This window comes from Mesorhizobium sp. ES1-4 (assembly GCF_020164745.1).
Classification (GTDB): Bacteria; Pseudomonadota; Alphaproteobacteria; order Rhizobiales; family Rhizobiaceae; genus Mesorhizobium.
Map to the genome: position 1 here is coordinate 30,125 of NZ_JAIUGV010000001.1, position 22,680 is coordinate 52,804.

The window sequence follows — 22,680 nt, forward strand, 5'->3', positions numbered from 1 at the left end:
TTAATGTGGCCCAGATGGAACTCTTGCTGTTCGCTTTTGTCGTCGGTCTGACGGTTTGCGGGCTGACTGGCTCGACAATGGAGTTGGTATGGGGTCGCAAGGTCGCTTTCGCCGAGCCGTATGTGTCGCCCTCGAATGTCTTGCGCTCGCTGGCTGTCACTGCCGGCGCCGGGCCGTACATGCTGGTCAACGATGCCCTTGATGCGCGGCGCCAGAACCGCATTTCGACGGTGGCGCTCCTGTCATGCGGCTGCACCGCGATTGCCTGGTCCCTCGCGCTGGGCATCGTCGTGCTTGCCATTGCTTCCTGGGTGGTCCGTCTCCTAGGGTTTCCAGCCTGAGACGATTCGGAGACCGACAATGCCGCTTTATGCGATCGATGGAACGGAGCCCAGCTTCGCCGACGCGGACTCCAACTGGATCGCGCCGGATGCCACATTGATCGGCGACGTCAGGGTCGGCCGCAATGCCGGCTTCTGGTTCGGCGTCGTCATAAGGGGCGACAACGAGCCCGTCGTCATCGGCGCCGATACCAATGTCCAGGAACATTCTGTCATGCACACCGATCCCGGCTTTCCGCTGACCATCGGACAGGGCTGTACGATCGGCCATCGCGCCATGCTTCATGGCTGCACGATTGGTGACAACAGCCTGATCGGCATGGGCGCCATTGTGCTGAACGGCGCCAGGATCGGCAAGAATTCGCTCGTCGGCGCCGGCGCTCTGGTCACCGAAGGCAAGGAATTTCCAGACAATTCGCTGATCGTCGGCTCGCCGGCCAAGGCGATCAGGGTGCTCGACGACGCGGCGGTCGAAAGGTTGCGCGGCTCGGCCGCGCACTACGTCGCCAATGGCAAGCGCTTCAAGGCGGGATTGAAGAAACTATAAAACCAATCGGTACCCGCCAGAAATGGCGGAGCCGGCCCGGGGACGGGGCCGGCTCCTTTGACCCGGTCGTTGGGGACGGGGAGGGTGGGGACTCGACCGGGTTTCTCGTTACGCCCTAGCGGACGCTGGCGACCGCATCGGAACGGCCGTCATTGATCGTAACCCAAACGCCGGAATTCTCCGTCGATTGACGCTTGAGATAGGTGTAGTCGGTGTCCGTCCAGGACAGCACCTTGGTTTCCAAATTGTCGAGAATGAACTCGCCGAGGCTGGTGCGCACGGTCAGCACCGCATGGCCGTCGCCGTTCGGCTGGCGTGCAACCGTCATCAAGAGGTCCCCGGCCGGCACGCCCGCATCCATCAGTTCGCGGCGCTTTTCCAGCGCGTAGTCCTCGCAATCGCCAAAGCCATTGTCCGGGTACGCCCAGTACTCCTCGACACCGTAGTTTTCCATGTCGGTGCGAGGCTTAACGCGCGTGTTGACCGAATTGTTGATGCTGATGATCGTCGCCCAGAGCTTGCGGGTCAGGTCGATTGGCGCTCCCCTGGGGGTCTTTTCGTCGCATTCGCCCGGGATGCGTTGGCAGAACTCATAGTGGCCAACAGGCTGTGTGGTGCGTCCGCCGGTATGCATATAGGCCGGACCCGCGGCATATGCTGATCCCCAACCGGAAAGCTGCATCGCTATTGCCATCAGCAACAGCTTGCCCCGCGTTCTTTTCATTATTCAGTCTCCCCGTTCGAGGGAGACATTGCCACATGTGGATTTATGTGGCGCAAAAGCCCGAAGTAGACATTAAGTAAAACGCCTATAGAATAAATATAAAATTTGAATCATTTGAGTATTGAGTTGTTTGGAGTGTCAGAGGGGCTTTGGGCAAGTTCGGCGCCGCGGCCCCAGGTAAGCCCTGGAATCAAAAAGCCGGCCGCGAGGGCCGGCTTGAAGGGTTGGCTTTGCGCCTGATCAGGCGCGCGGCGTGTTGAATTCGGAATCGAGCGTTTCGGGGCGCTGGATGACGGCGAATTCGATGGCGACGCCGTCTTCGAAATGCCGGACGATCTGGCCGCGCATCGTGCCGAGCATGACCTGGACGCCGATCGCCGGCTTGACGTCGATCTCGATCGCGGCGCCGGACAGTGATAGATCGATGATCCGGCACTGGTACTGACGGCCGTCGGCGAGTTGCAGCACGCTGGTCGGGTTGCGTGGCGAGACGCGCTCGTGGCGGCGGTCTTCCGGCAGGTCGAGCTCGTGCTTGTTGGCGAGCCATGTCAGTTGCGCCGCGAGCTTGTCCTTCTTGCGGTCGGACGCGATCACCGTCATTGCGAAGCCGTCCGGCAGCGTCCGTGTCAAGACGCCTTCGATGCGGCCTATATGATCGATATAGGCGATGACCTTCTCACCGGGCATGCCGACACGGTCGGTGCGGAGCGCCACGTTGCCGGGCGACATGTCCATGACCTGGCAGGGGTGCTCGGTGCGGTCCTCCAGCATGAATCGTCCGTATATCTTGACCCGGACGCGCTGAAAGTTACGCCTCTCAGCTTGGGACGGCGCGTAGTCGACCGTCGCTGAACTCATGACTGCCTACACCCCGTTTGGCATCCCGCGCGTCAATGCGAGGAACTTCATCACAGAAGTACAACAAAGCAGGTTAACAAAGGGGAAAAACGAGCCTGCCGGACTGTGCGATCATCAACTATCTTCACGCCCGCCGTCGAAGACGACGAGATGGCGGATGCGGCGCGCGCGGCCCAGTGCCGAGATCGTATCCGGCGCCTCGATCTCGTCGGGCACGAGCGAGGGAACGCCGATCGCCGGGCGGTTGTTCAGCAGCTCTTTCTCCGGGTCGATGACGCGGATGGAATCGATCAAGGCGTCCGTGATCGGATCCGCGCCCAGCCAGAACGGCTTCTCCGCGGCGCCGATCACGCCAAGGCAGCGCGGATTTTCAATGCCGCCGTCGAGCGGCAAGGCGAGCAATTCGAACTTGTTGGAGCGGCCGTTGCGGCTAAAGCCCTCGAAATTGATCAGCACGACCGATTTCTGGTCGAAAACCCCATGGATCAGGCGCGAAACCAGCCGCTGGTCCTTTTCGCGCCACAGTGAGGGGAAGGAGAACCCTTTGAGTTCGCGGCCGTAACAGGCGCATAGCCTGGTGCCGGCCAGACGAAATACAGCCTGCCCACGCGTGTCCCTTTCCAGGATGAACGTATCGGCCAGCAGTGACTTGATATCGGCCGGCTCGACTTCCGATCGCTTCGGAGCAGGGCGTCCGTCACGCAGGCGGTTCCAATAGTGGAACAGCGTGATCGATCCGTTTTGGTTCATGCTAATAAGCTCCGCGCATTCTGTCGTCTGATGTCCCATCGGTGAACAGAAGGGCGCCCTCCGATGACCTACATGCGTTGGGGAGCAGGAAGCGTGCCAGCGTCGTTAACACTTGTTCACGGGTCGGGGTCGTTAAGGTTAACAACTGGTTTACATTGCATGCCGGCGAGCCGTATGGCACACCAAAACCACTCCAGAAGCGGTCGTTTCGCGACGATCGGCAGCACTTCAGTCAAGAGTTTTAGGGGAGCAAGGGGCTCGACCGGCCGTCCAAGGGAAACCTTGGACGGCTTCTTTTTTGATTCGCGTCTGTGATTCGGAGCGGGACGATTCGCCGTTTGCGGTTCCATCGGCGGTGATCTAGATGCTCGCCAGACCGAACCAGCCCAGAACGAACCGGCATCGAGTGCGATTTCAGATGAGCGAACCGCAAAATCCGTACGAACCCGAAACCGCTGAGACCATGCCGCCGCCGGCGCGTGAGCCGGTGTTCAATCTGCCACCGATCGTGCTGGCGGTGATCGGCATCTGCGCGGTCGTCTATCTGCTGCAGCAATATGTGCTGGACGATGCCCAGCGGATGACGTTGCTCTACGACGGTGCTTTCATTCCGGTCCTCTATACCGGCAAATACGGATTCGACTGGTTTCTTTTCACTCGGCCTTTCACCTATGCCTTCATGCATGGCGGCTTTGCCCACATCGCCATCAACATGGTCTGGCTCGCCGCCTTTGGGTCGCCGCTGGCCAATCGTCTCGGCACAATCCGGTTCGCGTTGTTCTTTGCCGCCACCGGACTGGCTTCGGTGACGCTCTTCTGGGCGATGCATCCGTACGGGGAGGCGCCGCTGGTCGGCGCATCGGGCGCGATATCGGGCATGATGGGTGCGGCGGCGCGTTTTGGCTTCCACACCGATCGCTCGGCCGGCAAGGCTGCCTTCGCCGGTCCGGTGCTGCCGGTCGCGGTCGTGCTGCGCTCGCGAGGCGTCGTCATTTTCCTGGCCATGTGGATGATCATCAATCTCGCCACCGGCCTTCTCGGTTTCGCGCCGGGCGTGGACGGCCAGATCGCCTGGGAGGCTCATATTGGCGGCTTTATCGCGGGTTTCTTCGGCCTGCGCTGGTTCGACAGGGGATGGCGAGCACCTGAATGGGAGACGTCCGACCGGACTTGAAATGCAACCGATCACGGCGCACCATGTTCACTCTTATGTGAAAGCCGGTCAGGGCAGGAACCGGTTGGCAAAGTAGAGGAGGACGCCATGACGGTTAAGGCCATTCTCGAGCAAAAAGGCCATGACGTGTTGACGCTCGGGCCGAACGAAAAACTGAGCGAAGCCATCCGTATCCTCGCCGAGCACAGGATCGGCGCGCTGGTCATCACCAATGGTGATCGCAAGATCGTCGGTATCCTGTCGGAGCGCGACATCGTGCGCGTTGTCGCCAGGGAAGGCGGCGCCGCGCTCGATATCCCCGTGCGTTCGGCCATGACGCCGAAGGTGAAGATCTGCAATGAGAACCACACCGTCAACGAGGTGATGGAGATCATGACCAGGGGTCGTTTCCGCCATCTGCCGGTGGAAAAGGACGGCCTGCTGGATGGCATCGTGTCCATCGGCGACGTGGTCAAGCGCCGCATCGAGGACGTCGAGCGCGAGGCAGAGGAGATCCGAGCCTACATCGCCACCGCCTGAGTGGTGCCTGGAACCGCCGGCCGGCGGTTCCAGGCTGCCTGTTGTCGGTCGATGGCTTTGCGCTTGTCTCTTTTGGCGGTTTGCACTAGCCAATGACTTTCACGCCGGACGCGAAAGTCACGTCCCGAGCGTGAAACTCTCGTAAGAGTCACCGTAATTCGCAGGCCACCATGAGCATCATCGATACCCGCACGCCCGACGCCAAACGCCTGATATCAGGCGCCACCGGCGACTGGGAGATCATCATCGGGCTTGAAGTGCATGCGCAAGTGATATCGGAGGCAAAACTCTTCTCCGGCGCCTCAACTGCATTCGGGGCAGCGCCCAATGCCAATGTCAGCCTTGTCGATGCGGCAATGCCCGGCATGCTTCCGGTCATCAACGAGGAATGCGTCAAGCAGGCGATCCGCACCGGTCTCGGGTTGAAGGCGGCGATCAACCACAAGTCGGTCTTCGACCGGAAAAACTATTTCTATCCGGACCTGCCGCAGGGCTACCAGATCTCGCAGTTCAAACAGCCGATCGTCGGTGAGGGTACGGTCATCGTTTCGGTCGGTCCCGATCGCCAGGGCGAGTTCGAGGACATCGAGGTCGGCATCGAGCGCCTGCATTTGGAGCAGGATGCCGGCAAGTCGATCCATGACCAGCACCCGACCATGTCCTATGTCGACCTCAACCGCTCCGGCGTGGCGCTGATGGAGATCGTGTCGAAACCCGATCTGCGCTCCGGCGATGAGGCCAAGGCCTATGTGACCAAGCTGCGTACCATCGTGCGCTATCTCGGCACCTGCGACGGCAACATGGATGAAGGCTCGCTGCGCGCCGATGTCAATGTCTCGGTACGCCGGCCAGGTGGCGAATTCGGCACCCGCTGCGAAATCAAGAACATGAATTCGATCCGCTTCATCGGTCAGGCCATCGACTACGAGGCGCGCCGGCAGATCGCCATCATCGAGGATGGCGGCAAGATCGACCAGGAAACGCGGCTGTTCGATGCCGTCAAGGGCGAGACGCGCTCGATGCGTTCGAAGGAAGAGGCGCACGACTATCGCTATTTCCCCGATCCCGATCTTCTGCCGCTGGAATTCGACCAGGCCTATGTCGATGCGCTGGCCAGGGAATTGCCCGAACTTCCTGACGACAAGAAGATGCGGCTGATCTCCTCGCTCGGCCTCTCGACCTACGACGCGGCGATCCTGGTGTCGGAAAAGCCGATCGCCGATTATTTCGAGAAGGTGGCGGCCGGGCGCGACGGCAAGCTCGCCGCCAACTGGGTCATCAACGACCTGCTGGGCGCTCTCAACAAGGCCGGCAAGGACATTGAATCGGCTCCGGTTTCGCCCGACCAGCTCGGTGCGGTCATCGACCTGATCAAGGAAGGCACCATCTCCGGCAAGATCGCCAAGGACCTGTTCGAGATCGTCTGGAACGAGGGCGGCGACCCACGCCAGCTGGTCGAGAGCCGTGGCATGAAGCAGGTAACCGACACTGGAGCCATCGAGAAGGCGGTCGACGAGGTGATCGCGGCCAATCCCGACAAGGTCGAGCAGGCACGCGCCAAGCCGACCATGGCCGGCTGGTTCGTCGGTCAGGTGATGAAAGCGACCGGCGGCAAGGCCAATCCGCAGGCCGTCAACGATCTCGTCAAGGCCAAGCTCGGTATCGAGTAGCGTCATGTTCGTCCGCACCGCCGGGGATCGCGATCTCGCAGCCGTCCAGGCATTGCTGGTCGAAACCTGGCATGACACCTATGATGCGATCTACGGTGACGGGCGGGTCACCGAAATTGCCAATGAATGGCATTCCGTTGCTTCATTGAAGGCCAGGCTGATCAAGCCGAACAGCGAGTTCCTCGTTGCCGATGACGGCAAGCGCATCGGCGGCATGGCGTTTGCCGAAACCCTCGATAGCGGCGGCGTGGTCATGCTCAGGCAGCTCTATGTGCTTCCGGCGCTGCAGGGCCGAGGCATTGGCGGCATGCTCCTGGACGAAATCATCGAGAGTTTTCCCGAAGCCCACTGCATTCGACTTGAAGTGGAAGAGAGGAACACGCGCGCCGTTGCCTTCTATCAGGCCAATGGCTTCGTCCAGGCCGGTCGCACCGAAAATTGCGGCTCCGCCGGCTCGGCCATCCCGGCGCTGATCTATGAACGGGCACTTTCTGCCTGAGCATCATGGCAGGGTGATCACCTTCGCGCGAGCGCGCGGCAAGGGGTCTGTTTTCGTTTGACGGCCCTGATGTCGGGCACCAAAGCTGCTTGAGCCAACCCGCGCGAAGCCGGAATAAACCGACATGCGCAGGACGGCTTGGGGGAAATCATGCCAAGTCTGCCGGAACTGATGCCGACGCAGGTGTCGGACGAAACCTTTGGTGGCGTCACCTATCACATAGCGGGCGAACTGGTGCCTGTGCTTTCCGTCGACGTGACGCGGATGCCTGTCTATTTCGAGCACCACATCCTGTTGTGGAAGAATTCCACCATCACCATCGGCCTGAAATCGCTCAAAGGGGCGCTGAAGCGCATGATGGCCGGCATGCAGATCTTCGTCACCGAGGCGTCGGGAGCGGGCATCGTCGCCTTCAGCCGCGACGGGCCGGGTCATATCGTGCCGATTCACCTGCGGCGAGGTGAGGAGATCCAGGTGCGCGAGCACCAGTTTCTCGCCGCCACCGGCAATGTCGACTACACGTTCGAGCGAGTACGCGGCCTTGCGACGATGCTGTTCGGCCAGAGCGGCTTCTTCATCGATCGGTTCCGCGGCGATGCCGGCGACGGCATCGTCTGGCTCCACGGCTACGGCAATGTTTTTGAAAAGACGCTCACTCCGGGCGAAACCATAGACATCGAACCCGGCGGCTGGCTGTTCAAGGATGCCTCGGTCAGGATGGAAACCAAGATAGACCGGCTGTCGAGCGGCTTCTTCGGTGCGAACATGAATTTCATCGTCAACCGCTTCACCGGCCCGGGCAGGGTCGGCATCCAGTCGATGTACCTGCATATGCCGACCGAGGAGTAGGTCGGGGAGCTACAAGCGGGACGGGTGAGGGTGGCGTGTAACCTGATGATGCCGCAGTGAATTATTACGTCGGGCGCAAGACTATGCCTGGACGGCGCTTGCCTTTCGACGCCAGCACCGGCGAGCCGGCACAGCGCGACGGGGAGTGCGAACGCCGATCAGGGAATTTCCACATTGTCGATCAGCCTGGTCTTTCCCAGCCAGGCGGCGGCGAGAACGCGACCCGCTCGGGCGTGCCGCCATGGCTTGAGTGTCAGGCTTTCGCGGGCCTCGACATAATCCACTTTCTGGAAGCCGGCCGCGATCAGGGCGCGGCTTGCTTGGGCGACCGTTTCCTCTTGACCTGCGCCGGCCGCCAGGGCCGTTGCCGCCTTGCGCAGGATAAGGTTGAACTGGCGGGCGATCTGGAGTTCGGCTTCATCGAGATAGGCGTTGCGTGACGACATGGCGAGGCCATCCGCGTCGCGTATGGTCGGGCCGCCGATGATTTCGACGGGCATATCGACGTCACGGCAAAGCTGCCTGACGACGCAAAGCTGCTGATAGTCCTTTTCGCCAAAGATGGCTATGTCGGGCGCGGCTTGCAGGAGAAGCTTGGCCACCACAGTGGCGACGCCGTCGAAAAAGGTGGGGCGAAAGTCCGATTCGAGCCCGGCTGACGGTCCGCCGACTGAGATTTTCGTGGCAAAGCCGGCCGGATACATCTCGCTGGCATCGGGCGTGAAGGCGAGATCGGCCTTGGCCGTCGCCAGCATATCGAGGTCGCGGATGAGTTGGCGCGGGTACTTGTCGAGATCCTCGCTCGGCGCGAATTGTGTCGGATTGACGAAGATCGACACCACGCATCGATCGGCTCTTTCGAGCGCGATCTTGACCAGCGAAAGATGTCCGTCATGCAATGCGCCCATGGTCGGCACCAGGGCGACGCGCAGCCCATCGCGCCGCCAGTCGCGGATGCGCGCGCGAAGCGCGGCAACGTTGTTGACCACGTCGGGCCGGTTCATGCTTCTTCATCCCCGCCATTTGTTTTTGAGAAGACGTGGGCACGGCCGGGGAATTCGCGGTTCCGAACCTCCGATGCGTAGCGCTCGGCGGCATGCGCGATCACGCTGCGCAGATCGGCGTATTGCTTGACGAATTTCGGCACGCGGTCGACGGTCAGCCCAACCATGTCGTCGATGACCAGAATCTGACCGTCGCAATCGCTGCTGGCACCGATACCGATCGTCGGGATGGCGAGGCGGCGGGTGATATCGGCGGCAACCGGCTCGATCGTACCTTCGATGACCACCGAGAACGCGCCGGCCTTCTCGACCGCGAGCGCGTCGGCGATCAGCGCCGCCACATTCTCGTCCGTGCGGCCCTTGATCTTGTAGCCACCATCCTTTTCCACCGATTGCGGCTGCAGGCCTATATGGCCCATGACCGGGATATCGGCGGCCACGATCGCCGCGATCTGAGCCGCCATGTCGACGCCTCCCTCGAGTTTCACCGCCTGGCAGCCGGTCTCGCCGACGATGCGCCGCGCCGAGGCCACGGCCTGCTCGGCCGAGTCTTCATAGGTGCCGGCTGGCATGTCGACGACGACGCAGGCTTTGGCCGAGCCCCGCATCACGGCTTGGCCGTGCGCGATCATCATGTCCAGCGAAGCCCCCAGCGTCGTCTCATGGCCATGCAGGACCATGGCGACGCTGTCCCCGACCAGCAGCAGGTCGACATGGGGATCGAGCAGACGGGCGATCGGGTAAGTGTAGGCCGTGAGGCAGACGATCGGAAGAGCGCCCTTCCGGCGGAGAATGGTATCGGCACCGAGGCGGATGCCGGTGGTCGGCAATTTCGTGGCCAATCGTCACCTCCTCGGCCAAAGGCTGGCCTGATATCCATATGGTCACGGGCAGAGCTTTAGAAAGACTGCAACCACTTGGCAACCGTGCCATCCGCGTCGACGGCATCACGGCTTTTGTCAGGTGCCGCGCGCCATTTGCGCACTCCACGTGGCAAAACCCTTGCCTTCCCGAAGGCCTGACGCCATAAGCAGGAAACAGGCGCCGCCAGCGCGAGGGTTCTGAGATGAAGACTTTCCTGACGCAGTTTTTCACCTGGTGGAACAGCCAGACGCTGGGAACGCGTCTGCACACCTGGCGGTACGGCAAGAGGGTCGGCCAGGACGAGACAGGCAATGTCTACTACGAAGGCGGCATCGATTCGGAAGGCCGTACGCGCCGCTGGGTCATCTATCGCAACTATGCGGAAGCTTCGGCTATTCCGCCGGGTTGGCACGGCTGGATTCATCACCGTGTCGACGTCGCTCCCCCCAGCGATGACTACCGTCCGCGCGACTGGCAGAAGCCGCACCTGCCCAATCTGACAGGCACGCCCTCGGCCTATCGTCCGAAAGGCTCGGTGCTGACCAACCAACATCGCCCGCAGGTCACGGGCGACTACGATGCCTGGACGCCTGGCTCGTAACGGCCCGAGTTCCTGACGGGCCGAGGTTTCCGAGGGCAAGTTGTGGGCCGGTCCTTTATCGCCACAATTGGTGTTTAGCTGCTTGCTGATCAAAAAACGGCGACTAGCCTTGGCGATCGACGGAATCACCTGGGCGCGAACCACCGGTACCCCTGCATGAGCTTTTTCAACCTGATATCGACGGGCGGTCTGACGCTAGCCGCCAGCCTCGCCGTCAGCGCCGCGACCTTCGCGGCTTCGCCCGCACCCGCCGCCCCGCCGGTTGCGCCGGCGGCCGCGGGATCGGATCGCATCAGCAACCCGGTCGCCGAGTTCGCCGGCATCGACAAGATTACCGGCCGCATCATCACTTTCGATGTCTATATCGACGAGACGGTGCAGTTTGGCGCCCTGCAGGTGACGCCACGCGTCTGCTATTCCCGGCCGCAGAACGAACAGCCGAAGACCGATTCCTTCGTCGAGGTCGATGAGATCACGCTCGACCGCAAGATCCGCCGCATCTTCACCGGTTGGATGTTCGCCGAAAGTCCTGGTCTCAATGCCGTCGAGCACGCGGTCTATGACGTCTGGCTGAAGGACTGCAAGCAGAAGTCGGATGTGCCGGCGCCCGATGCCACCAAGGCCGATACGACCGACGCCGATACTTCGAAGCCTGCCGCGGCCAAGGCCAAGCCCGCTTCGGCCAAGCCGAAGCCCGCGGCCACTCCGGACGTGGAACAGTCCGACCCCGCGGAACCGGATACGACCACGACCAACTGATCCTCCGGAACCGTCGCGGCCACCACACGTTGGACCACGAACGACCGCGCATCGGTGCGCGTGGAGGATATTCCGATGTCAGACAGCAAGCGACTTACGGCCAACAAGGCGGAATTGCTGGAACTCGAAAAGGGGTTCTGGACGGGCGATGAGGCGTACTATGCGGCCAATGCCGATACCGAGTGCCTGGTGGCGTTTCCGCAGATGGCACAGGCGATGGACAACGCCGATCTGGCCAAGACCGCGACCAATCCCAACCGATGGCGCGACCTCGACATCGAGCTCAAGGGAATAATCGAGCCCGGAAGCGACATTGTCATGCTCACCTATGAGGCGCACGCAACTCGGGAGAATGGCGAACCCTACGCGGCGCTGGTCAGCACCGGCTATGTCCATCGCGTCAACGGCTGGAAGATGATGTTCCATGCGCAGACGCCGATCGAGGCCGCCGCCAAGTAGGGTGTTTTCTACGGAAAAAAGACCGCTTCACCCTTCAGCGCGTCGGCCAGCATCTTTTCATACTTGCCACGCGGCACGTCGACCGCGCCGAAACGCTTGAGGTGCTCGGTGGTGAACTGCGTATCGAGGAGGGCGAAGCCACGTGCCCTCAGGCGCTCGACAAGGTGCACGAGGCAGATCTTCGACGCGTCCGTCTCTTTGGAAAACATGCTTTCCCCGAAAAATACTCTCCCGAGCGAGACCCCATAGAGGCCGCCGACCAGACGCCCCTCGCGCCAAGCCTCGACCGAATGGCAGTGTCCCATCCGGTGCAGTTGCACATAGGCCTCGCGGATAGGCGCGTTGATCCAGGTCGAGCGGCGCTCTTCGCGCCTTTCGGCGCAGCCGTCGATCGTCGCCTCGAAATCGAAATCGAAACGGATGTCGAACAGGTTTCGGCGGATCGTCTTCTTCAGGCTTTTGGGCGTGTGAAAGCCGTCGAGCGGAATGATGCCGCGCGTCTCCGGCCGCACCCAGAAGACCTCCGGGTCACCAGCACTTTCGGCCATCGGGAAGACGCCCGAGGCATATGCCTTGAGCAGAAGATCGGTGGGAATGCGATAGCCTGGCGCGTAGGGACGGGTCATCGCGTCATTATAGCGCCAAGTTAGTGCTATTCGCCCTTGGCCAGATATTTTTCCAGCCAGTGGATATCGTAGTCGCCATTGGCGATGTCGGCATTGCCGACGAGATCGCGAAACAGCGGCAACGTCGTCTTGATCCCGTCGACGACGAATTCGTCGAGCGCCCGGCGCAGCCGCATCATGCACTCGACGCGGTTGCGTCCATGCACGATCAGCTTGCCGATCAGGCTGTCATAGTAGGGCGGGATCTTGTAGCCGGAATAGACACCGGAATCGACGCGGATGCCGAGGCCGCCGGGCGTGTGGAAATGGGTGATCGTGCCGGGCGAGGGGGTGAAGGTGCGCGGATCCTCGGCATTGATGCGGCATTCGATGGCATGGCCAGTGAACTTGATGTCTTCCTGCCTGACCGAAAGACCGCCGCCGGAAGCGACGCGGATCTGCTCGTGAACCAGGTCGATGCCGGTGATCGCTTCCGTCACCGGATGCTCGACCTGGAGGCGAGTGTTCATCTCGATGAAATAGAACTCGCCATTCTCGTACAGGAACTCGATCGTCCCGGCGCCTGAATAGCCGAGATCGGCAATTGCCTTGGCACAGATGCCGCCGATGCGCGACCGTTCCTCGGCGTTGAGCGCCGGCGAGTTGGCCTCTTCCCAGACTTTCTGGTGGCGCCGCTGCAGCGAGCAGTCGCGCTCGCCGAAATGCACGCCGCCTCCAAAGCCGTCGCCGAACACCTGCACCTCGATGTGGCGCGGTTTCTCCAGGTATTTCTCGATGTAGACCGCGTCGTCGCCGAAAGCCGCGCCCGCTTCAGAGCGCGCCGTCTGCAGGGCGATTTCGAGATCGGCCTCGGTATGCGCCACCTTCATGCCGCGTCCGCCGCCGCCGGCAGACGCCTTGATGATGACGGGATAGCCGATCTCGGCGGCGATCCGCTTGGCTTCTTTTTCCTCGGTCACCGCCCCGTCGGAACCGGGCACCACCGGAATGCCGAGGCGTTTCGCCGTCCGCTTGGCCTCGATCTTGTCGCCCATGATGCGGATATGGTCGCCGGACGGACCGATGAACGTGATGTTGTGCGCAGCAAGGATATCGGCGAACTTGGCGTTCTCCGACAGGAAGCCATAGCCCGGATGCACGGCGTCGGCGCCCGTGATCTCACAGGCGGCGACGATCTGGTGAATGTTGAGATAGCTGTCGCGCGACGGCGGTGGTCCGATGCAGACGCTTTCGTCGGCAAGCCGCACATGCATGGCGTCGGCGTCGGCGGTCGAATGCACCACCACCGTCTGGATGCCGAGTTCCTTGCAGGCACGCAGCACCCGAAGCGCGATTTCGCCGCGATTGGCGATGAGGATCTTCTGGAACATCCGGCCCGCTCTATTCGATCACGACGAGCGGCATGCCGTATTCGACCGGCGTCGCGTCCTCGAACAGGATCGCCGTCACCGTGCCGGCGCGCGGCGAGGGGATCTGGTTCATGGTCTTCATCGCTTCGATGATCAGGAGCGTCTGTCCTTCCTTGACCTTCTGGCCGACCTCGATGAACGGCTTGGCGTCCGGCGACGGCGCCAGGTAAGCGGTGCCGACCATCGGCGAAGGGACGGCGTTCTTGGACACGTCGACCGCCGCCGGGGCAGCCACGGCTGCGGATTGGGCGGCCGCGGCCGGCGCATAGGCCGGTTGCGGTGCGGCGATGGCATGGACGGTGGGCGCCTGCCGCGAGACCCGCACCTTCAGGTCGCCGAGTTCAACCTCGATCTCGGTCAGGTTGGTGTCGTTCAGTATGCCCGCCAGATCGCGGATCAGTTGCTGGTCAACACCGGTCTTCTTTATCGACATTTTCGAGCCTTCTGTTTGTTGACCGGTCATAGGCGTGCGGCCAGCGCCTGCAGCGCCAGCGTGTAGCCGAGCGGCCCAAAGCCACAGATCATGCCGACGGCGACCGGCGCGACCATGGAGACGTGGCGGAACGGTTCCCGCGCGTGAATGTTGGAAAGGTGAACTTCGGCCACCGGCAGCGGCGCGATCGAGCGGATGGCGTCGTGGATGGCAATAGAGGTATGGCTGTAGGCGCCCGGGTTGATGACGATGCCGGCGGCCTTGTCTCCGGCTTCCTGGATCCAGTCGACAAGGTCGCCTTCATGGTTCGACTGGCGGAAGTCGATCTCGAGCCCAAGCGATTTGCCTGCCTGCTTGCAGTCGTCGGCGATGGCGGCGAGCGTTATGCCGCCATAGATGCCCGGCTCGCGCTTGCCGAGCGCGTTGAGATTGGGACCGTTCAGGACGAAAACCGTTTTCAAAAAAGCCGACCTTTTCCGGCGCCGGCATCACGCCGGCGCGCTGGGCCTCTATACCGGGCATAGTCGCCTGCGGAAAGAGCGCAAGTGCGTTCTTTCACTGTCCACAACAGGCCGAAATGCGCCGGTGAAGAAAACCGCTCTCCGGTCAAAGCGCGGCTTTCACCGCCTCGATCTTTTCGGCAAGCACTTCCTGCCCGAGCGCCCCGAACACGACTTCATTGCCGACGACGTAGGAAGGGGTTCCGGTGATCTGCAGCTTGTTGGCAAGATCGTAGGTCTTGGAGAAGGCCTCGGGGATCGACGGGTCCTTCATCTTCTCGCGCAGCGTCGCCTCGTCGGCGCCGAGCGAAAGTGCGATCTTGATCGCGGTTGCCTCGGTGGCGCGCCCCTGGCCGCCGAGCAGCGCATTGTGGAACTCGCCATATTTCTCCGGCATCATCAGGTGGAACGCCATCGAAACGACGCTGGCCTTCTGCGAATCCGGACCGAGGATCGGGAATTCCTTGAGCACGAAACGCAGGTCCGGGTCGGACTTGGTCAGGGCCCGCATGTCTTCGATGGCGCGTTTGCAGAAGCCGCAATTGTAGTCGTAGAACTCGACAATCGTCACCTTGCCGTTCGGATTGCCGACGACGCCGTCGAAGGCGGAATTGAAGATCTGGTCCTTGGCGTCCTTGATGACGCCGAGATGGGCGATACGTTGCTCTTCCTTTTGCTTGGCCTCGAGTGCGTCCTGCACTTCGAGCAGCACTTCCGGATTCTTCAGGAGATAGTCGCGGATGATTCCCTCGACCTCAGTGCGGTCGATTTTGGTACCGGCCACGGCCGTCTGGGCAGGCTGAGCCGTCTGGACGGCCTGTGCTGTTCCGGCCTTCGCAACCTGCGGACTGCCGGCCACGAAACCGAAAGTCAGCATGGCAAGGGCGACCGCAACCCCCGTGGTGCCTAGCAGCAGCGCCTTTTTCATCGTTCTCGTTCCTTTTGCCTGTTTTCCGGTCTGGCTTTGTCGCAGCACATGGCCGGAGGGTTCATGAGCTCACTGGCTCTTGCCTGACGATTTGTAGTTTATGATGTCCTGGGCGCGGACCCAGCGCGGCTCGCCGCGCTTCATCCGCTGTTGCGCCCGCATGGCGAAGATCTTCGCATCCTTGTAGTTGGCGGAGTAGAAATGGCCTTCGGCGGTGGCGAGCTCGGCGCCCGGTATGTCCCCCAGCTCGCCGTAAGCCTGCGCCAGGTAACGATACCCGGTGGAATTTTCCTTGTCTCGCCCCAGGCCATCGTTGATCTGCACGACGGCTTTCCTAAGCGAGTCGGGCGTGCCGACCGCCATCAGCGCCTGGCCAAGCGAGATAGGCAGCAAGCCGGACCGTGCCGGATCGAGGCTGACCGCCTTGGTGTAGGCGTCGGCCGCATCCTTGGGCCTGTTCGCTTTCATCAATATATCGCCGCGCAGCTCCTGGAAGTAGGCATTCTGGGGTTGCGCCTTGATCAGGGCGTCGGTCTTGGTGAGCGCTGCCGGGATGCTGCCGTGGAGATAGGTCGACTGGGCATCGCCATATTGCGCCGCCATGCTGCCCCGCATCTTCTGCATCAGCCGCGCAGCGGTGGCCTGGCCTTCCATGTAGACGGCAATCTTCACCCGCATCATGTCATGGCGCTGCTGCAGCGTCGGCGGGTCGAGCTTGTCGACATTGGGGCTCTGCTTGACCAGCACTTCGAGGTTGGCGATGCGGTCCCGCGGCATGGGGTGGCTGATCCGATAGGGATCGACGTGCGCACCCGACAGCGACAGTGCCGACTGGAAGCGGTTGAAGGTCTTCAGCATGCCCATGCCGGACTGGCCGGTGGCATTGAGATAGGTGATGGCCGAGCGATCGGCCGTGATTTCCTCGGTCCGCTGATAGGCGAGAATGCTGCGCTGCGCCATCTCGCCGCCGCCGGCCGCCACGCCCATGCCGGCGCCGGCAAGGCCGCGGCTGTTGGTGGTCGCACCGGCAACGATGGCGCCCGCGCCAAGCAAGGTGGCGATGATGGCCATCGTCTTGGCGCGTTCGAGCTGGTCGCGCAGTTTCTGCTGATGACCGCCAGCGATATGACCGGCCTCGTGTGCGATGACGCCGATGATCTCGTTGGGTGTTTCAGCCGTCATCAGCGCGCCGGTGTTGATGAACATACGGCGCCCGATGACGAAGGCGTTGAAGCTGGAATCATTGACCAGCACGATGTCGATGCCGTCATTTGCCAGCCCGGCCGCCCTGAAGATCGGCCGCGCATAATCGCGCACCAGAGCTTCGATCTCGGCGTCGCGCACCACCGGCACGCCCTGGGCGAAGGCGGTCACCGAACCGGCCACGGCAACCGCGGCGGCAAGCGATATCGTCGCGAAAACACGCGCTGCCTGGGCAATCGTGGATCTGGGTCGGCTCAACATAATGTGTCCACTGGTAGACGAGCGGGCGAAAGATGAAAAGTCGGCGCCTGAAAAACTTCCTCAACTTGTGATCCTCACATCAATCGGGCATTTGTGCGGCGCATGCGTCAGGACCTGGCGCGCTCAATCCTCGCAACAGGGGCAAAAATGGCCGTTTCGCTCTCCCATCGCGGTAATGTCGAGCCGTTCCACGCCATGGACGTTCTGGCCGAAGCGAACCGGCTGAAGGCGCTGGGCATACCGGTGATTTCCATGGCAGTCGGCCAACCATCCGATCCAGCGCCTGTACGGGTTCGCGCCGCCGCGGCCAAGGCGCTGGAGGACGGACGCATAGGCTATACCGATACCTTGGGTCTGGCCTCGCTGCGCAAAGCGATCGCCGGGCATTACGCGGATCATTATGGCCTTGATGTCGACCCCGGCCGGATCGCGGTGACCACCGGGTCGTCGGCGGCCTTCAATCTCGCTTTCCTGGCGATGTTCGATCCGGGCGACCGCGTCGCCATCGCCGCGCCCGGCTATCCCGCTTATCGCAACATCATGGCGGCGCTCGGCATCGAGGTGGTCGAAATCGAGCTTGGCGACGCGGCTTACCTGCATGCCGGCCATCTGGAGGCCGCGCATCGCGACAAGCCGCTGAAGGGCGTGCTGTTTGCAAGTCCGGCCAACCCGACCGGAGCCGTCATACCGGCCGGCGAACTGGCGACTCTGGTCGCCACGGCGGAATCCCTCGGCATCGCCGTCATTTCCGATGAGATCTATCATCGGCTGGCCTATGGCGCCCCAGACACCACGACACTCGCCTTTGGCAACAGTGTGACAGTGATCAATTCCTTCTCGAAGTACTATTGCATGACCGGCTGGCGCATCGGCTGGATGGTGTTGCCGGAAGAGTTGGTGCGGCCCATAGAGCGCATCGCCCAGAGCCTCTACATCTCGCCGCCGGAACTGTCGCAGATCGCGGCGATCGAGGCCTTTGCCGCAACCGAGGAACTGGAGGCGGTGAAGCGGCGCTACGCCTGGAATCGCGAGCTTCTGATGAAGCGCCTGCCCGAGCTGGGGTTTCCCCTGGCGGCGCCCATGGATGGCGCCTTCTACGCCTTTTGCGATGTCACCCGGCACAGCAATGACAGCATGGCTTTTGCCCGCAGGATGCTAGCCGAGGCGCATGTGGCGGCGACGCCCGGCCGCGACTTCGACACCAAAGCGGGGCACCGCACGATGCGGTTTTCCTATGCCGGCAGCCACGACGACATGGTCGAGGCGATGGCGCGCATCGAACGCTGGCTGAGGTAGCGCCATGCCGGAGCTCGAACAGGCGCTGGCGGAAGTCGCGGCGGAAATGGCTGAGCGCAGCGATCGCGGCGATGTCGCGACCTATATTCCCCAACTTGGCAAGGTCGACCCGAAGAAGTTCGGCATTGCTGCGGTCACCAATGACGGCCGCATGCTGGTGGCTGGCGATGCCGACCAGGCGTTTTCGATCCAGAGCATCTCGAAGGTGTTCACGCTTACGCTGGCGCTCGGCAATGTCGGCGACGCGCTGTGGAAGCGGGTAGGGCGCGAGCCCTCCGGCAACCCGTTCAACTCGATCGTCCAGCTCGAGCATGAGAACGGGATTCCCCGCAACCCGTTCATCAATGCCGGCGCCATCGTCATTTCCGACATCCTGCTTGCCGGCCATCAGCCGCGCGAGGCGATCGGCGAGATCCTGCGCTTCATCCAGTTCCTCTGTGACGACGACACAATCATCATCGACCGCGAGGTCGCGGCTTCCGAACGCGCCACCGGCTACCGCAACTTCGCGCTCGCCAATTACATGAAATCCTTCGGCAATCTCAATCATGCGCCGGAACTGGCGCTGGGCGTCTATTTCCACCATTGCGCCATCGCCATGAGCTGCCGGCAACTGGCCATGGCCGGCCGCTTCCTTGCCAATAGCGGCAAGAACCCGGCAACCGGACATTCCGTGGTGTCGGCGGAGCGGGCGCGGCGCATCGGCGCCATGATGCTGACCTGCGGCCATTATGACGGCTCCGGCGATTTCGCCTTCCGCGTCGGCATTCCCGGCAAGAGTGGCGTCGGCGGCGGCATATTGGGCATCGTGCCGGGTGTCGCCTCACTCGCCGTCTGGTCGCCCGGGCTCAACGCCAACGGCAATTCCAAGCTGGGTTCGATCGCGTTGGAAAAGCTGGCCAGGATGATGAACTGGTCGATCTTCGCGCCGTAGCATCACCACCTGCCGGATATGAAAATCCCGCGCCGTTCGTTCGATCGGCGCGGGATTTTTCTGTCAGAAAATCAATGCAGGAATTTGAAAAGCTTAGAAAAAGCCTTTCCGCTGCCACCAGCCGGCGCGCTTCGGCTTTTCCTCGGTCTTGGCCTCCGGTTCATCGGCGACGGTCGAGGAAACCACCGGCACGACAGGTGCGTCGGCGGCTGCCGCCTTGCGGCGTGACGGCCGGGCCTTCGAAGTCTCTTTCTCGACGGCCGCCCCCCCTGTTTCCTGGGCAACTGTCTCCTGGGCAACGGCGACCGGAGCCTCAGCGGCCGTTTCGGCAACCGTCGTTTCGGCGATCGCTTCGGCTGCTGCCTTCTTCGGCTTGGCCGCGCGGCGTGGCTTCTTGGGCTTCTCGGTGCTTGGCACCTCGTCGCTCACGGTAGCCGCTGGCTCCTCGGCGGCAGCGGCAGCCACCGGCTCGATCGACACAGGCTCGCTCAGGGAAGCGTCAGCCTCGGCAGGCTCGGTCGTCTCGCCGGCTTCCGCGTCAGTCGTCTCGCCTTCGCCATCTTCGCGACGGTTGCGCTTGCCGCCGCGCTTGCCACGACGGCGCTTCTTGCCCTGGCCATCGTCGGATGCTTCCGCCGTTTCGACCACAGTCTCGGTTGCGGCCACCCCGGCCTCGTCGTCTGTGTCGGCTTCGTCCTGGTCCGCCGCGCCTTCCGATGCGGAGAAGCCGTCATCGGACGTGGAGACAGAAGCGCCGTCGGTTGGAGCGCCGTGCTCGCGGTCGCGATCCTTGCCGCCGCGCCGCCTGCGGCGCTTCCGGCGTTTGCGGTCACGGCCTTCGCCATCCTCGGCTGTCCGCTGCGGTTGACCCTGTTGGGGATGACGCGGTTGTTCGGCCTGAGCCGGCGCTTCGTCTTCCGCCTCGACGACAATTTCGTCCTCCGGCTCTTCCGGCTCGACATAGGCCGGCAGGCTGCGCGCCTCGACGAAACCTTCCGGCTTTTCGGCCAGCGCGCCACGGAAGATCGCATAATGCTGTGCGCCGACCGTATCGTCGGCCTCGATGGTGATGGTCAGGCCGAAGCGGCTTTCCAGTTCCACCAGCGTGCCGCGCTTGTGGTTGAGCACGTAGAGCGCGGTCGCTGCCGGCGTGCGCACCGTGATGTGGCTTCGCGAATCCTTGAGCAGGAATTCCTCGATCGCCCGCACCACCATCAGCGCCACCGACGAGTCGGAGCGCACATGGCCGGTGCCGCCGCAATGCGGGCACGGCTTCATGGTCGATTCCAGCACGCTGGCGCGGATGCGTTGACGCGACATCTCCATCAGGCCGAAATGCGAAATGCGGCCGACCTGAATGCGGGCACGGTCGTTCTTGAGGTGATCCTTCAGCCGCTTCTCGACGGAGCGGTTGTTGCGGTTCTCCTCCATGTCGATGAAGTCGATGACGATCAGGCCGGCAAGGTCGCGCAGCCGGAGCTGGCGGGCGACTTCTTCCGCAGCTTCCAGATTGGTGTGGAGCGCGGTGTCCTCGATCGAGTGCTCCTTGGTGGAGCGCCCCGAATTGACGTCGATGGCGACCAGCGCTTCGGTCTGGTTGATGATGATGTAGCCGCCGCTCTTGAGCGTCACTTGCGGCTGCAGCATGCGGTCGAGCTGCGCCTCGATGCCGTTGCGCACGAAGATCGGCGTCGTATCGCGGAATGGCTGAACCACCTTGGCGTGGCTCGGCATCAGCATGCGCATGAAGTCCTTGGCCTCGCGATAGCCTTCCTCGCCTGAGACAAGAATCTCGTCGATGTCCTTGTTGTAGAGGTCGCGCACCGAACGCTTGATCAGGCTGCCTTCCTCATAGACCAGGGCAGGGGCGGTGGATTGGAGCGTGAGATTGCGCACGTTCTCCCACAGCCGCATCAGATATTCGTAATCACGCTTGATCTCGGCCTTGGTGCGGCTCTCGCCCGCGGTCCGCAGGATGACCCCCATGCCTTGCGGCACTTCGAGGTCGGCGACGACCTCCTTGAGGCGCTTGCGGTCGACCGCGCTGGTAATCTTGCGCGAAATACCGCCGCCGCGCGCCGTATTCGGCATCAACACCGAATAGCGGCCGGCTAGCGACAGATAGGTGGTGAGCGCCGCGCCCTTGTTGCCGCGCTCTTCCTTGACGACCTGCACCAGCAGGATCTGCCGGCGCTTGATCACTTCCTGGATCTTGTATTGGCGGCGCACCGGCTTGCGGCGGTTGCGCACTTCCTCTAGTGCATCCTCGGCGCCGACCGATTCGATCTCATGGTCGTCGGGATGGGACGAGGAAACTTCTTCCAGCATACCGCGGTCATTGTCGGCGGAGGTGGCTTCGCTGCCCTGTTCCGCTTGCGGGACAGGTTCGGAAATTACATCGGCTTCGACGGAGGCGGCGATTGATTTGGGGCCGCCGTCGCCGGCCTCGCTTTCGTCATGGTCGGAAGAGCCCTCGTCGTCTTCGGATGCACCGCCATGTTCCGGAGCTTCCGACGCGTGTTCCGTGGTCATAGAAACGTCAGACATGTCCTCGGCTATGGCACCCGTGCCATTGTCGTTGTCTTCGTCCGCCTCGCCGGCGGCTTCGGTTGCCTCGCCGGAGTCGGCCGAGCCGGCATCGCGCCTGCTTTCACCACGGTCGCGGGTCTTGCCGCCGCGCCGGCGACCGCGCCGTCCACGATCCCGGCTTTGGCGGTCGTCGCCGTCGCCGTCCTCGTTCTCCTCGTCCTCGGCCTCCTGCGCTTCCGCGCGCAGCAGTGCCTGACGATCGGCGACAGGGATCTGGTAGTAGTCGGGATGTATTTCACTGAAGGCGAGAAAACCGTGACGGTTGCCGCCATATTCGACAAAGGCTGCCTGAAGGGAGGGTTCGACGCGCGTTACGCGGGCGAGGTAGATGTTTCCTTTGAGCTGCTTCTTGTCCTGTGATTCAAAGTCGAATTCTTCGATACGGTTACCGCGTACGACGACAACGCGCGTTTCCTCCGGATGGGAGGCGTCTATCAGCATTTTGTTGGGCATTATTTCGTTTCCCCCCGGCAGCCGTCAGCCGCAGCTGGCGAGCCAAGGCCCGCTGCTGTGTGTCTGGATGAGAGTGGGTGCCGGATAATTGACTGTCCGCCGGACGGTGCCTGCGTGTCATGGCGGTGCCGCCCGCAGCCATATTGGCGCGGTTTGATGCGGACCTTTCCATGATTGCGCTTGAAGCCATCGTCACCAGCAGAACTTTTGAACCAAAGCCCGGAAACCGGACCAGCTTGTTTGCTCATACAGAGCCGGCGCGGGAACAATCCCGGCCGTTTTCCTCACGCAGGCGATTCCCCCGCCACGGGAGCACACCTGCGAAATTCGTCGCAATCACTTGAAGCCTTTTCGCGTGAAGCGAAAGGAGCCGCCTTTCATCTGACCCTGTAGCAGGAAGCTGCGGAGGAGGGCGGTTCCAGGATTGCAG

At 62.4% G+C, this 22,680-nt stretch carries 24 protein-coding genes; 12 read left to right on the forward strand and 12 right to left on the reverse strand.

The window, feature by feature from the left end; translation table 11 throughout:
• The first annotated feature begins 14 nt into the window (after nt 1-14).
• Complete coding sequence (locus LB556_RS00170; RefSeq protein WP_263485062.1) at nt 15-341, forward strand: DUF6949 family protein; 327 nt, start codon at nt 15-17, stop codon at nt 339-341.
• Between the two features lie 19 nt (nt 342-360).
• Nucleotides 361-888 carry a gamma carbonic anhydrase family protein gene (locus LB556_RS00175; protein ID WP_224562014.1) on the forward strand — a complete coding sequence of 176 codons (528 nt, stop codon included), beginning with the start codon at nt 361-363 and terminating at the stop codon, nt 886-888.
• Nucleotides 889-1,003: 115 nt separating this feature from the next.
• Here LB556_RS00175 and LB556_RS00180 read toward each other — a convergent pair whose 3' ends face one another.
• From LB556_RS00180 to LB556_RS00190, 3 genes are all read right to left on the reverse strand, one after another.
• Entirely contained in the window at nt 1,004-1,612 is a 609-nt protein-coding gene (locus tag LB556_RS00180) for a transglutaminase-like cysteine peptidase (protein WP_224562016.1), read from the reverse strand.
• Nucleotides 1,613-1,852: 240 nt separating this feature from the next.
• Nucleotides 1,853-2,470, reverse strand: coding sequence for a PilZ domain-containing protein (locus LB556_RS00185; RefSeq protein WP_224562018.1), 618 nt, complete (start codon nt 2,468-2,470; stop codon nt 1,853-1,855).
• 114 nt (nt 2,471-2,584) lie between these two features.
• Nucleotides 2,585-3,220, reverse strand: a complete 636-nt coding sequence (locus LB556_RS00190; RefSeq protein ID WP_224562020.1) for a PAS domain-containing protein — start codon at nt 3,218-3,220, stop codon at nt 2,585-2,587.
• Between the two features lie 418 nt (nt 3,221-3,638).
• Between LB556_RS00190 and LB556_RS00195 the strand changes: the two genes are divergently transcribed.
• From LB556_RS00195 to LB556_RS00215, 5 genes are all read left to right on the forward strand, one after another.
• A complete protein-coding gene (locus LB556_RS00195; RefSeq protein WP_224562021.1) occupies nt 3,639-4,394 on the forward strand; it encodes a rhomboid family intramembrane serine protease in 756 nt (251 codons plus the stop codon).
• 87 nt (nt 4,395-4,481) lie between these two features.
• The gene (locus tag LB556_RS00200) at nt 4,482-4,913 is read left to right on the forward strand and encodes a CBS domain-containing protein (RefSeq protein WP_149904984.1); all 432 of its coding nucleotides are present in this window, start codon (nt 4,482-4,484) and stop codon (nt 4,911-4,913) included.
• 170 nt (nt 4,914-5,083) lie between these two features.
• On the forward strand, nt 5,084-6,583 hold the full coding sequence (gatB, locus tag LB556_RS00205; RefSeq protein WP_224562023.1) for an Asp-tRNA(Asn)/Glu-tRNA(Gln) amidotransferase subunit GatB: 1,500 nt from the start codon (nt 5,084-5,086) through the stop codon (nt 6,581-6,583).
• A gap of 4 nt (nt 6,584-6,587) precedes the next feature.
• The gene (locus tag LB556_RS00210; protein WP_224562026.1) at nt 6,588-7,082 is read left to right on the forward strand and encodes a GNAT family N-acetyltransferase; all 495 of its coding nucleotides are present in this window, start codon (nt 6,588-6,590) and stop codon (nt 7,080-7,082) included.
• A 150-nt stretch (nt 7,083-7,232) separates the two neighbouring features.
• A complete protein-coding gene (locus LB556_RS00215) occupies nt 7,233-7,931 on the forward strand; it encodes an AIM24 family protein (protein WP_224562028.1) in 699 nt (232 codons plus the stop codon).
• 158 nt (nt 7,932-8,089) lie between these two features.
• On the opposite strand, the gene panC is transcribed toward LB556_RS00215, so the two are convergent.
• Both panC and panB read right to left on the reverse strand, forming a co-directional pair.
• Nucleotides 8,090-8,935 (reverse strand): pantoate--beta-alanine ligase, encoded by an 846-nt coding sequence (panC, locus tag LB556_RS00220; protein WP_224562030.1) that lies wholly within the window; start codon nt 8,933-8,935, stop codon nt 8,090-8,092.
• Complete coding sequence (gene panB / locus LB556_RS00225) at nt 8,932-9,777, reverse strand: 3-methyl-2-oxobutanoate hydroxymethyltransferase (protein ID WP_224562031.1); 846 nt, start codon at nt 9,775-9,777, stop codon at nt 8,932-8,934. Before panB ends, panC begins: the two co-directional genes overlap by 4 nt.
• A gap of 224 nt (nt 9,778-10,001) precedes the next feature.
• On the opposite strand from panB, the gene LB556_RS00230 reads away from it, so the two are divergent.
• The 3 genes from LB556_RS00230 (at nt 10,002) to LB556_RS00240 (ending at nt 11,618) form a co-directional block, all read left to right on the forward strand.
• Nucleotides 10,002-10,400, forward strand: coding sequence for an NADH:ubiquinone oxidoreductase subunit NDUFA12 (locus tag LB556_RS00230; protein ID WP_224562033.1), 399 nt, complete (start codon nt 10,002-10,004; stop codon nt 10,398-10,400).
• 156 nt (nt 10,401-10,556) lie between these two features.
• Entirely contained in the window at nt 10,557-11,159 is a 603-nt protein-coding gene (locus tag LB556_RS00235) for a DUF2155 domain-containing protein (protein ID WP_224562035.1), read from the forward strand.
• 75 nt (nt 11,160-11,234) lie between these two features.
• Complete coding sequence (locus LB556_RS00240) at nt 11,235-11,618, forward strand: hypothetical protein (RefSeq protein WP_224562037.1); 384 nt, start codon at nt 11,235-11,237, stop codon at nt 11,616-11,618.
• An 8-nt stretch (nt 11,619-11,626) separates the two neighbouring features.
• Here the strand turns inward: LB556_RS00240 and aat are convergent, their stop codons facing one another.
• From aat to LB556_RS00270, 6 genes are all read right to left on the reverse strand, one after another.
• Nucleotides 11,627-12,244 carry a leucyl/phenylalanyl-tRNA--protein transferase gene (aat, locus tag LB556_RS00245; RefSeq protein ID WP_224562039.1) on the reverse strand — a complete coding sequence of 206 codons (618 nt, stop codon included), beginning with the start codon at nt 12,242-12,244 and terminating at the stop codon, nt 11,627-11,629.
• A 26-nt stretch (nt 12,245-12,270) separates the two neighbouring features.
• On the reverse strand, nt 12,271-13,614 hold the full coding sequence (gene accC, locus LB556_RS00250) for an acetyl-CoA carboxylase biotin carboxylase subunit (protein WP_224562041.1): 1,344 nt from the start codon (nt 13,612-13,614) through the stop codon (nt 12,271-12,273).
• 10 nt (nt 13,615-13,624) lie between these two features.
• Nucleotides 13,625-14,086: an acetyl-CoA carboxylase biotin carboxyl carrier protein gene (accB, locus tag LB556_RS00255; protein ID WP_224562044.1), complete on the reverse strand. Its 462-nt coding sequence runs from the start codon at nt 14,084-14,086 to the stop codon at nt 13,625-13,627.
• A gap of 26 nt (nt 14,087-14,112) precedes the next feature.
• Nucleotides 14,113-14,547, reverse strand: coding sequence for a type II 3-dehydroquinate dehydratase (aroQ, locus tag LB556_RS00260; RefSeq protein WP_224562046.1), 435 nt, complete (start codon nt 14,545-14,547; stop codon nt 14,113-14,115).
• Nucleotides 14,548-14,692: 145 nt separating this feature from the next.
• Nucleotides 14,693-15,514 carry a DsbA family protein gene (locus LB556_RS00265; protein ID WP_224562048.1) on the reverse strand — a complete coding sequence of 274 codons (822 nt, stop codon included), beginning with the start codon at nt 15,512-15,514 and terminating at the stop codon, nt 14,693-14,695.
• Nucleotides 15,515-15,583: 69 nt separating this feature from the next.
• Nucleotides 15,584-16,978, reverse strand: coding sequence for a M48 family metalloprotease (locus tag LB556_RS00270; protein WP_224562050.1), 1,395 nt, complete (start codon nt 16,976-16,978; stop codon nt 15,584-15,586).
• 147 nt (nt 16,979-17,125) lie between these two features.
• Here LB556_RS00270 and LB556_RS00275 point away from each other — a divergent pair, with 147 nt between their 5' ends.
• Nucleotides 17,126-18,274: a pyridoxal phosphate-dependent aminotransferase gene (locus tag LB556_RS00275; protein WP_224562052.1), complete on the forward strand. Its 1,149-nt coding sequence runs from the start codon at nt 17,126-17,128 to the stop codon at nt 18,272-18,274.
• A gap of 4 nt (nt 18,275-18,278) precedes the next feature.
• The gene (locus LB556_RS00280) at nt 18,279-19,208 is read left to right on the forward strand and encodes a glutaminase (RefSeq protein ID WP_224562053.1); all 930 of its coding nucleotides are present in this window, start codon (nt 18,279-18,281) and stop codon (nt 19,206-19,208) included.
• A 93-nt stretch (nt 19,209-19,301) separates the two neighbouring features.
• Here the strand turns inward: LB556_RS00280 and LB556_RS00285 are convergent, their stop codons facing one another.
• Complete coding sequence (locus LB556_RS00285) at nt 19,302-22,250, reverse strand: ribonuclease E/G (RefSeq protein WP_224562055.1); 2,949 nt, start codon at nt 22,248-22,250, stop codon at nt 19,302-19,304.
• Nucleotides 22,251-22,680: the final 430 nt, after the last annotated feature.

Excerpts from the sequence above, each read along its gene's own strand:
- LB556_RS00270 (WP_224562050.1), bottom strand. The coding sequence starts at position 16,978 with ATGTTGAGCCGACCCAGATCCACGATTGCCCAGGCAGCGCGTGTTTTC.
- LB556_RS00240 (WP_224562037.1), top strand. The coding sequence starts at position 11,235 with ATGTCAGACAGCAAGCGACTTACGGCCAACAAGGCGGAATTGCTGGAA.
- LB556_RS00195 (WP_224562021.1), top strand. The coding sequence starts at position 3,639 with ATGAGCGAACCGCAAAATCCGTACGAACCCGAAACCGCTGAGACCATG.
- LB556_RS00185 (WP_224562018.1), bottom strand. The coding sequence starts at position 2,470 with ATGAGTTCAGCGACGGTCGACTACGCGCCGTCCCAAGCTGAGAGGCGT.
- LB556_RS00180 (WP_224562016.1), bottom strand. The coding sequence starts at position 1,612 with ATGAAAAGAACGCGGGGCAAGCTGTTGCTGATGGCAATAGCGATGCAG.
- accB (WP_224562044.1), bottom strand. The coding sequence starts at position 14,086 with ATGTCGATAAAGAAGACCGGTGTTGACCAGCAACTGATCCGCGATCTG.
- aat (WP_224562039.1), bottom strand. The coding sequence starts at position 12,244 with ATGACCCGTCCCTACGCGCCAGGCTATCGCATTCCCACCGATCTTCTG.
- LB556_RS00285 (WP_224562055.1), bottom strand. The coding sequence starts at position 22,250 with ATGCCCAACAAAATGCTGATAGACGCCTCCCATCCGGAGGAAACGCGC.
- accC (WP_224562041.1), bottom strand. The coding sequence starts at position 13,614 with ATGTTCCAGAAGATCCTCATCGCCAATCGCGGCGAAATCGCGCTTCGG.
- LB556_RS00190 (WP_224562020.1), bottom strand. The coding sequence starts at position 3,220 with ATGAACCAAAACGGATCGATCACGCTGTTCCACTATTGGAACCGCCTG.
- LB556_RS00175 (WP_224562014.1), top strand. The coding sequence starts at position 361 with ATGCCGCTTTATGCGATCGATGGAACGGAGCCCAGCTTCGCCGACGCG.
- LB556_RS00275 (WP_224562052.1), top strand. The coding sequence starts at position 17,126 with ATGGCCGTTTCGCTCTCCCATCGCGGTAATGTCGAGCCGTTCCACGCC.
- LB556_RS00200 (WP_149904984.1), top strand. The coding sequence starts at position 4,482 with ATGACGGTTAAGGCCATTCTCGAGCAAAAAGGCCATGACGTGTTGACG.
- LB556_RS00230 (WP_224562033.1), top strand. The coding sequence starts at position 10,002 with ATGAAGACTTTCCTGACGCAGTTTTTCACCTGGTGGAACAGCCAGACG.
- LB556_RS00280 (WP_224562053.1), top strand. The coding sequence starts at position 18,279 with ATGCCGGAGCTCGAACAGGCGCTGGCGGAAGTCGCGGCGGAAATGGCT.
- LB556_RS00265 (WP_224562048.1), bottom strand. The coding sequence starts at position 15,514 with ATGAAAAAGGCGCTGCTGCTAGGCACCACGGGGGTTGCGGTCGCCCTT.
- LB556_RS00215 (WP_224562028.1), top strand. The coding sequence starts at position 7,233 with ATGCCAAGTCTGCCGGAACTGATGCCGACGCAGGTGTCGGACGAAACC.
- LB556_RS00235 (WP_224562035.1), top strand. The coding sequence starts at position 10,557 with ATGAGCTTTTTCAACCTGATATCGACGGGCGGTCTGACGCTAGCCGCC.
- LB556_RS00210 (WP_224562026.1), top strand. The coding sequence starts at position 6,588 with ATGTTCGTCCGCACCGCCGGGGATCGCGATCTCGCAGCCGTCCAGGCA.
- panC (WP_224562030.1), bottom strand. The coding sequence starts at position 8,935 with ATGAACCGGCCCGACGTGGTCAACAACGTTGCCGCGCTTCGCGCGCGC.
- gatB (WP_224562023.1), top strand. The coding sequence starts at position 5,084 with ATGAGCATCATCGATACCCGCACGCCCGACGCCAAACGCCTGATATCA.
- LB556_RS00170 (WP_263485062.1), top strand. The coding sequence starts at position 15 with ATGGAACTCTTGCTGTTCGCTTTTGTCGTCGGTCTGACGGTTTGCGGG.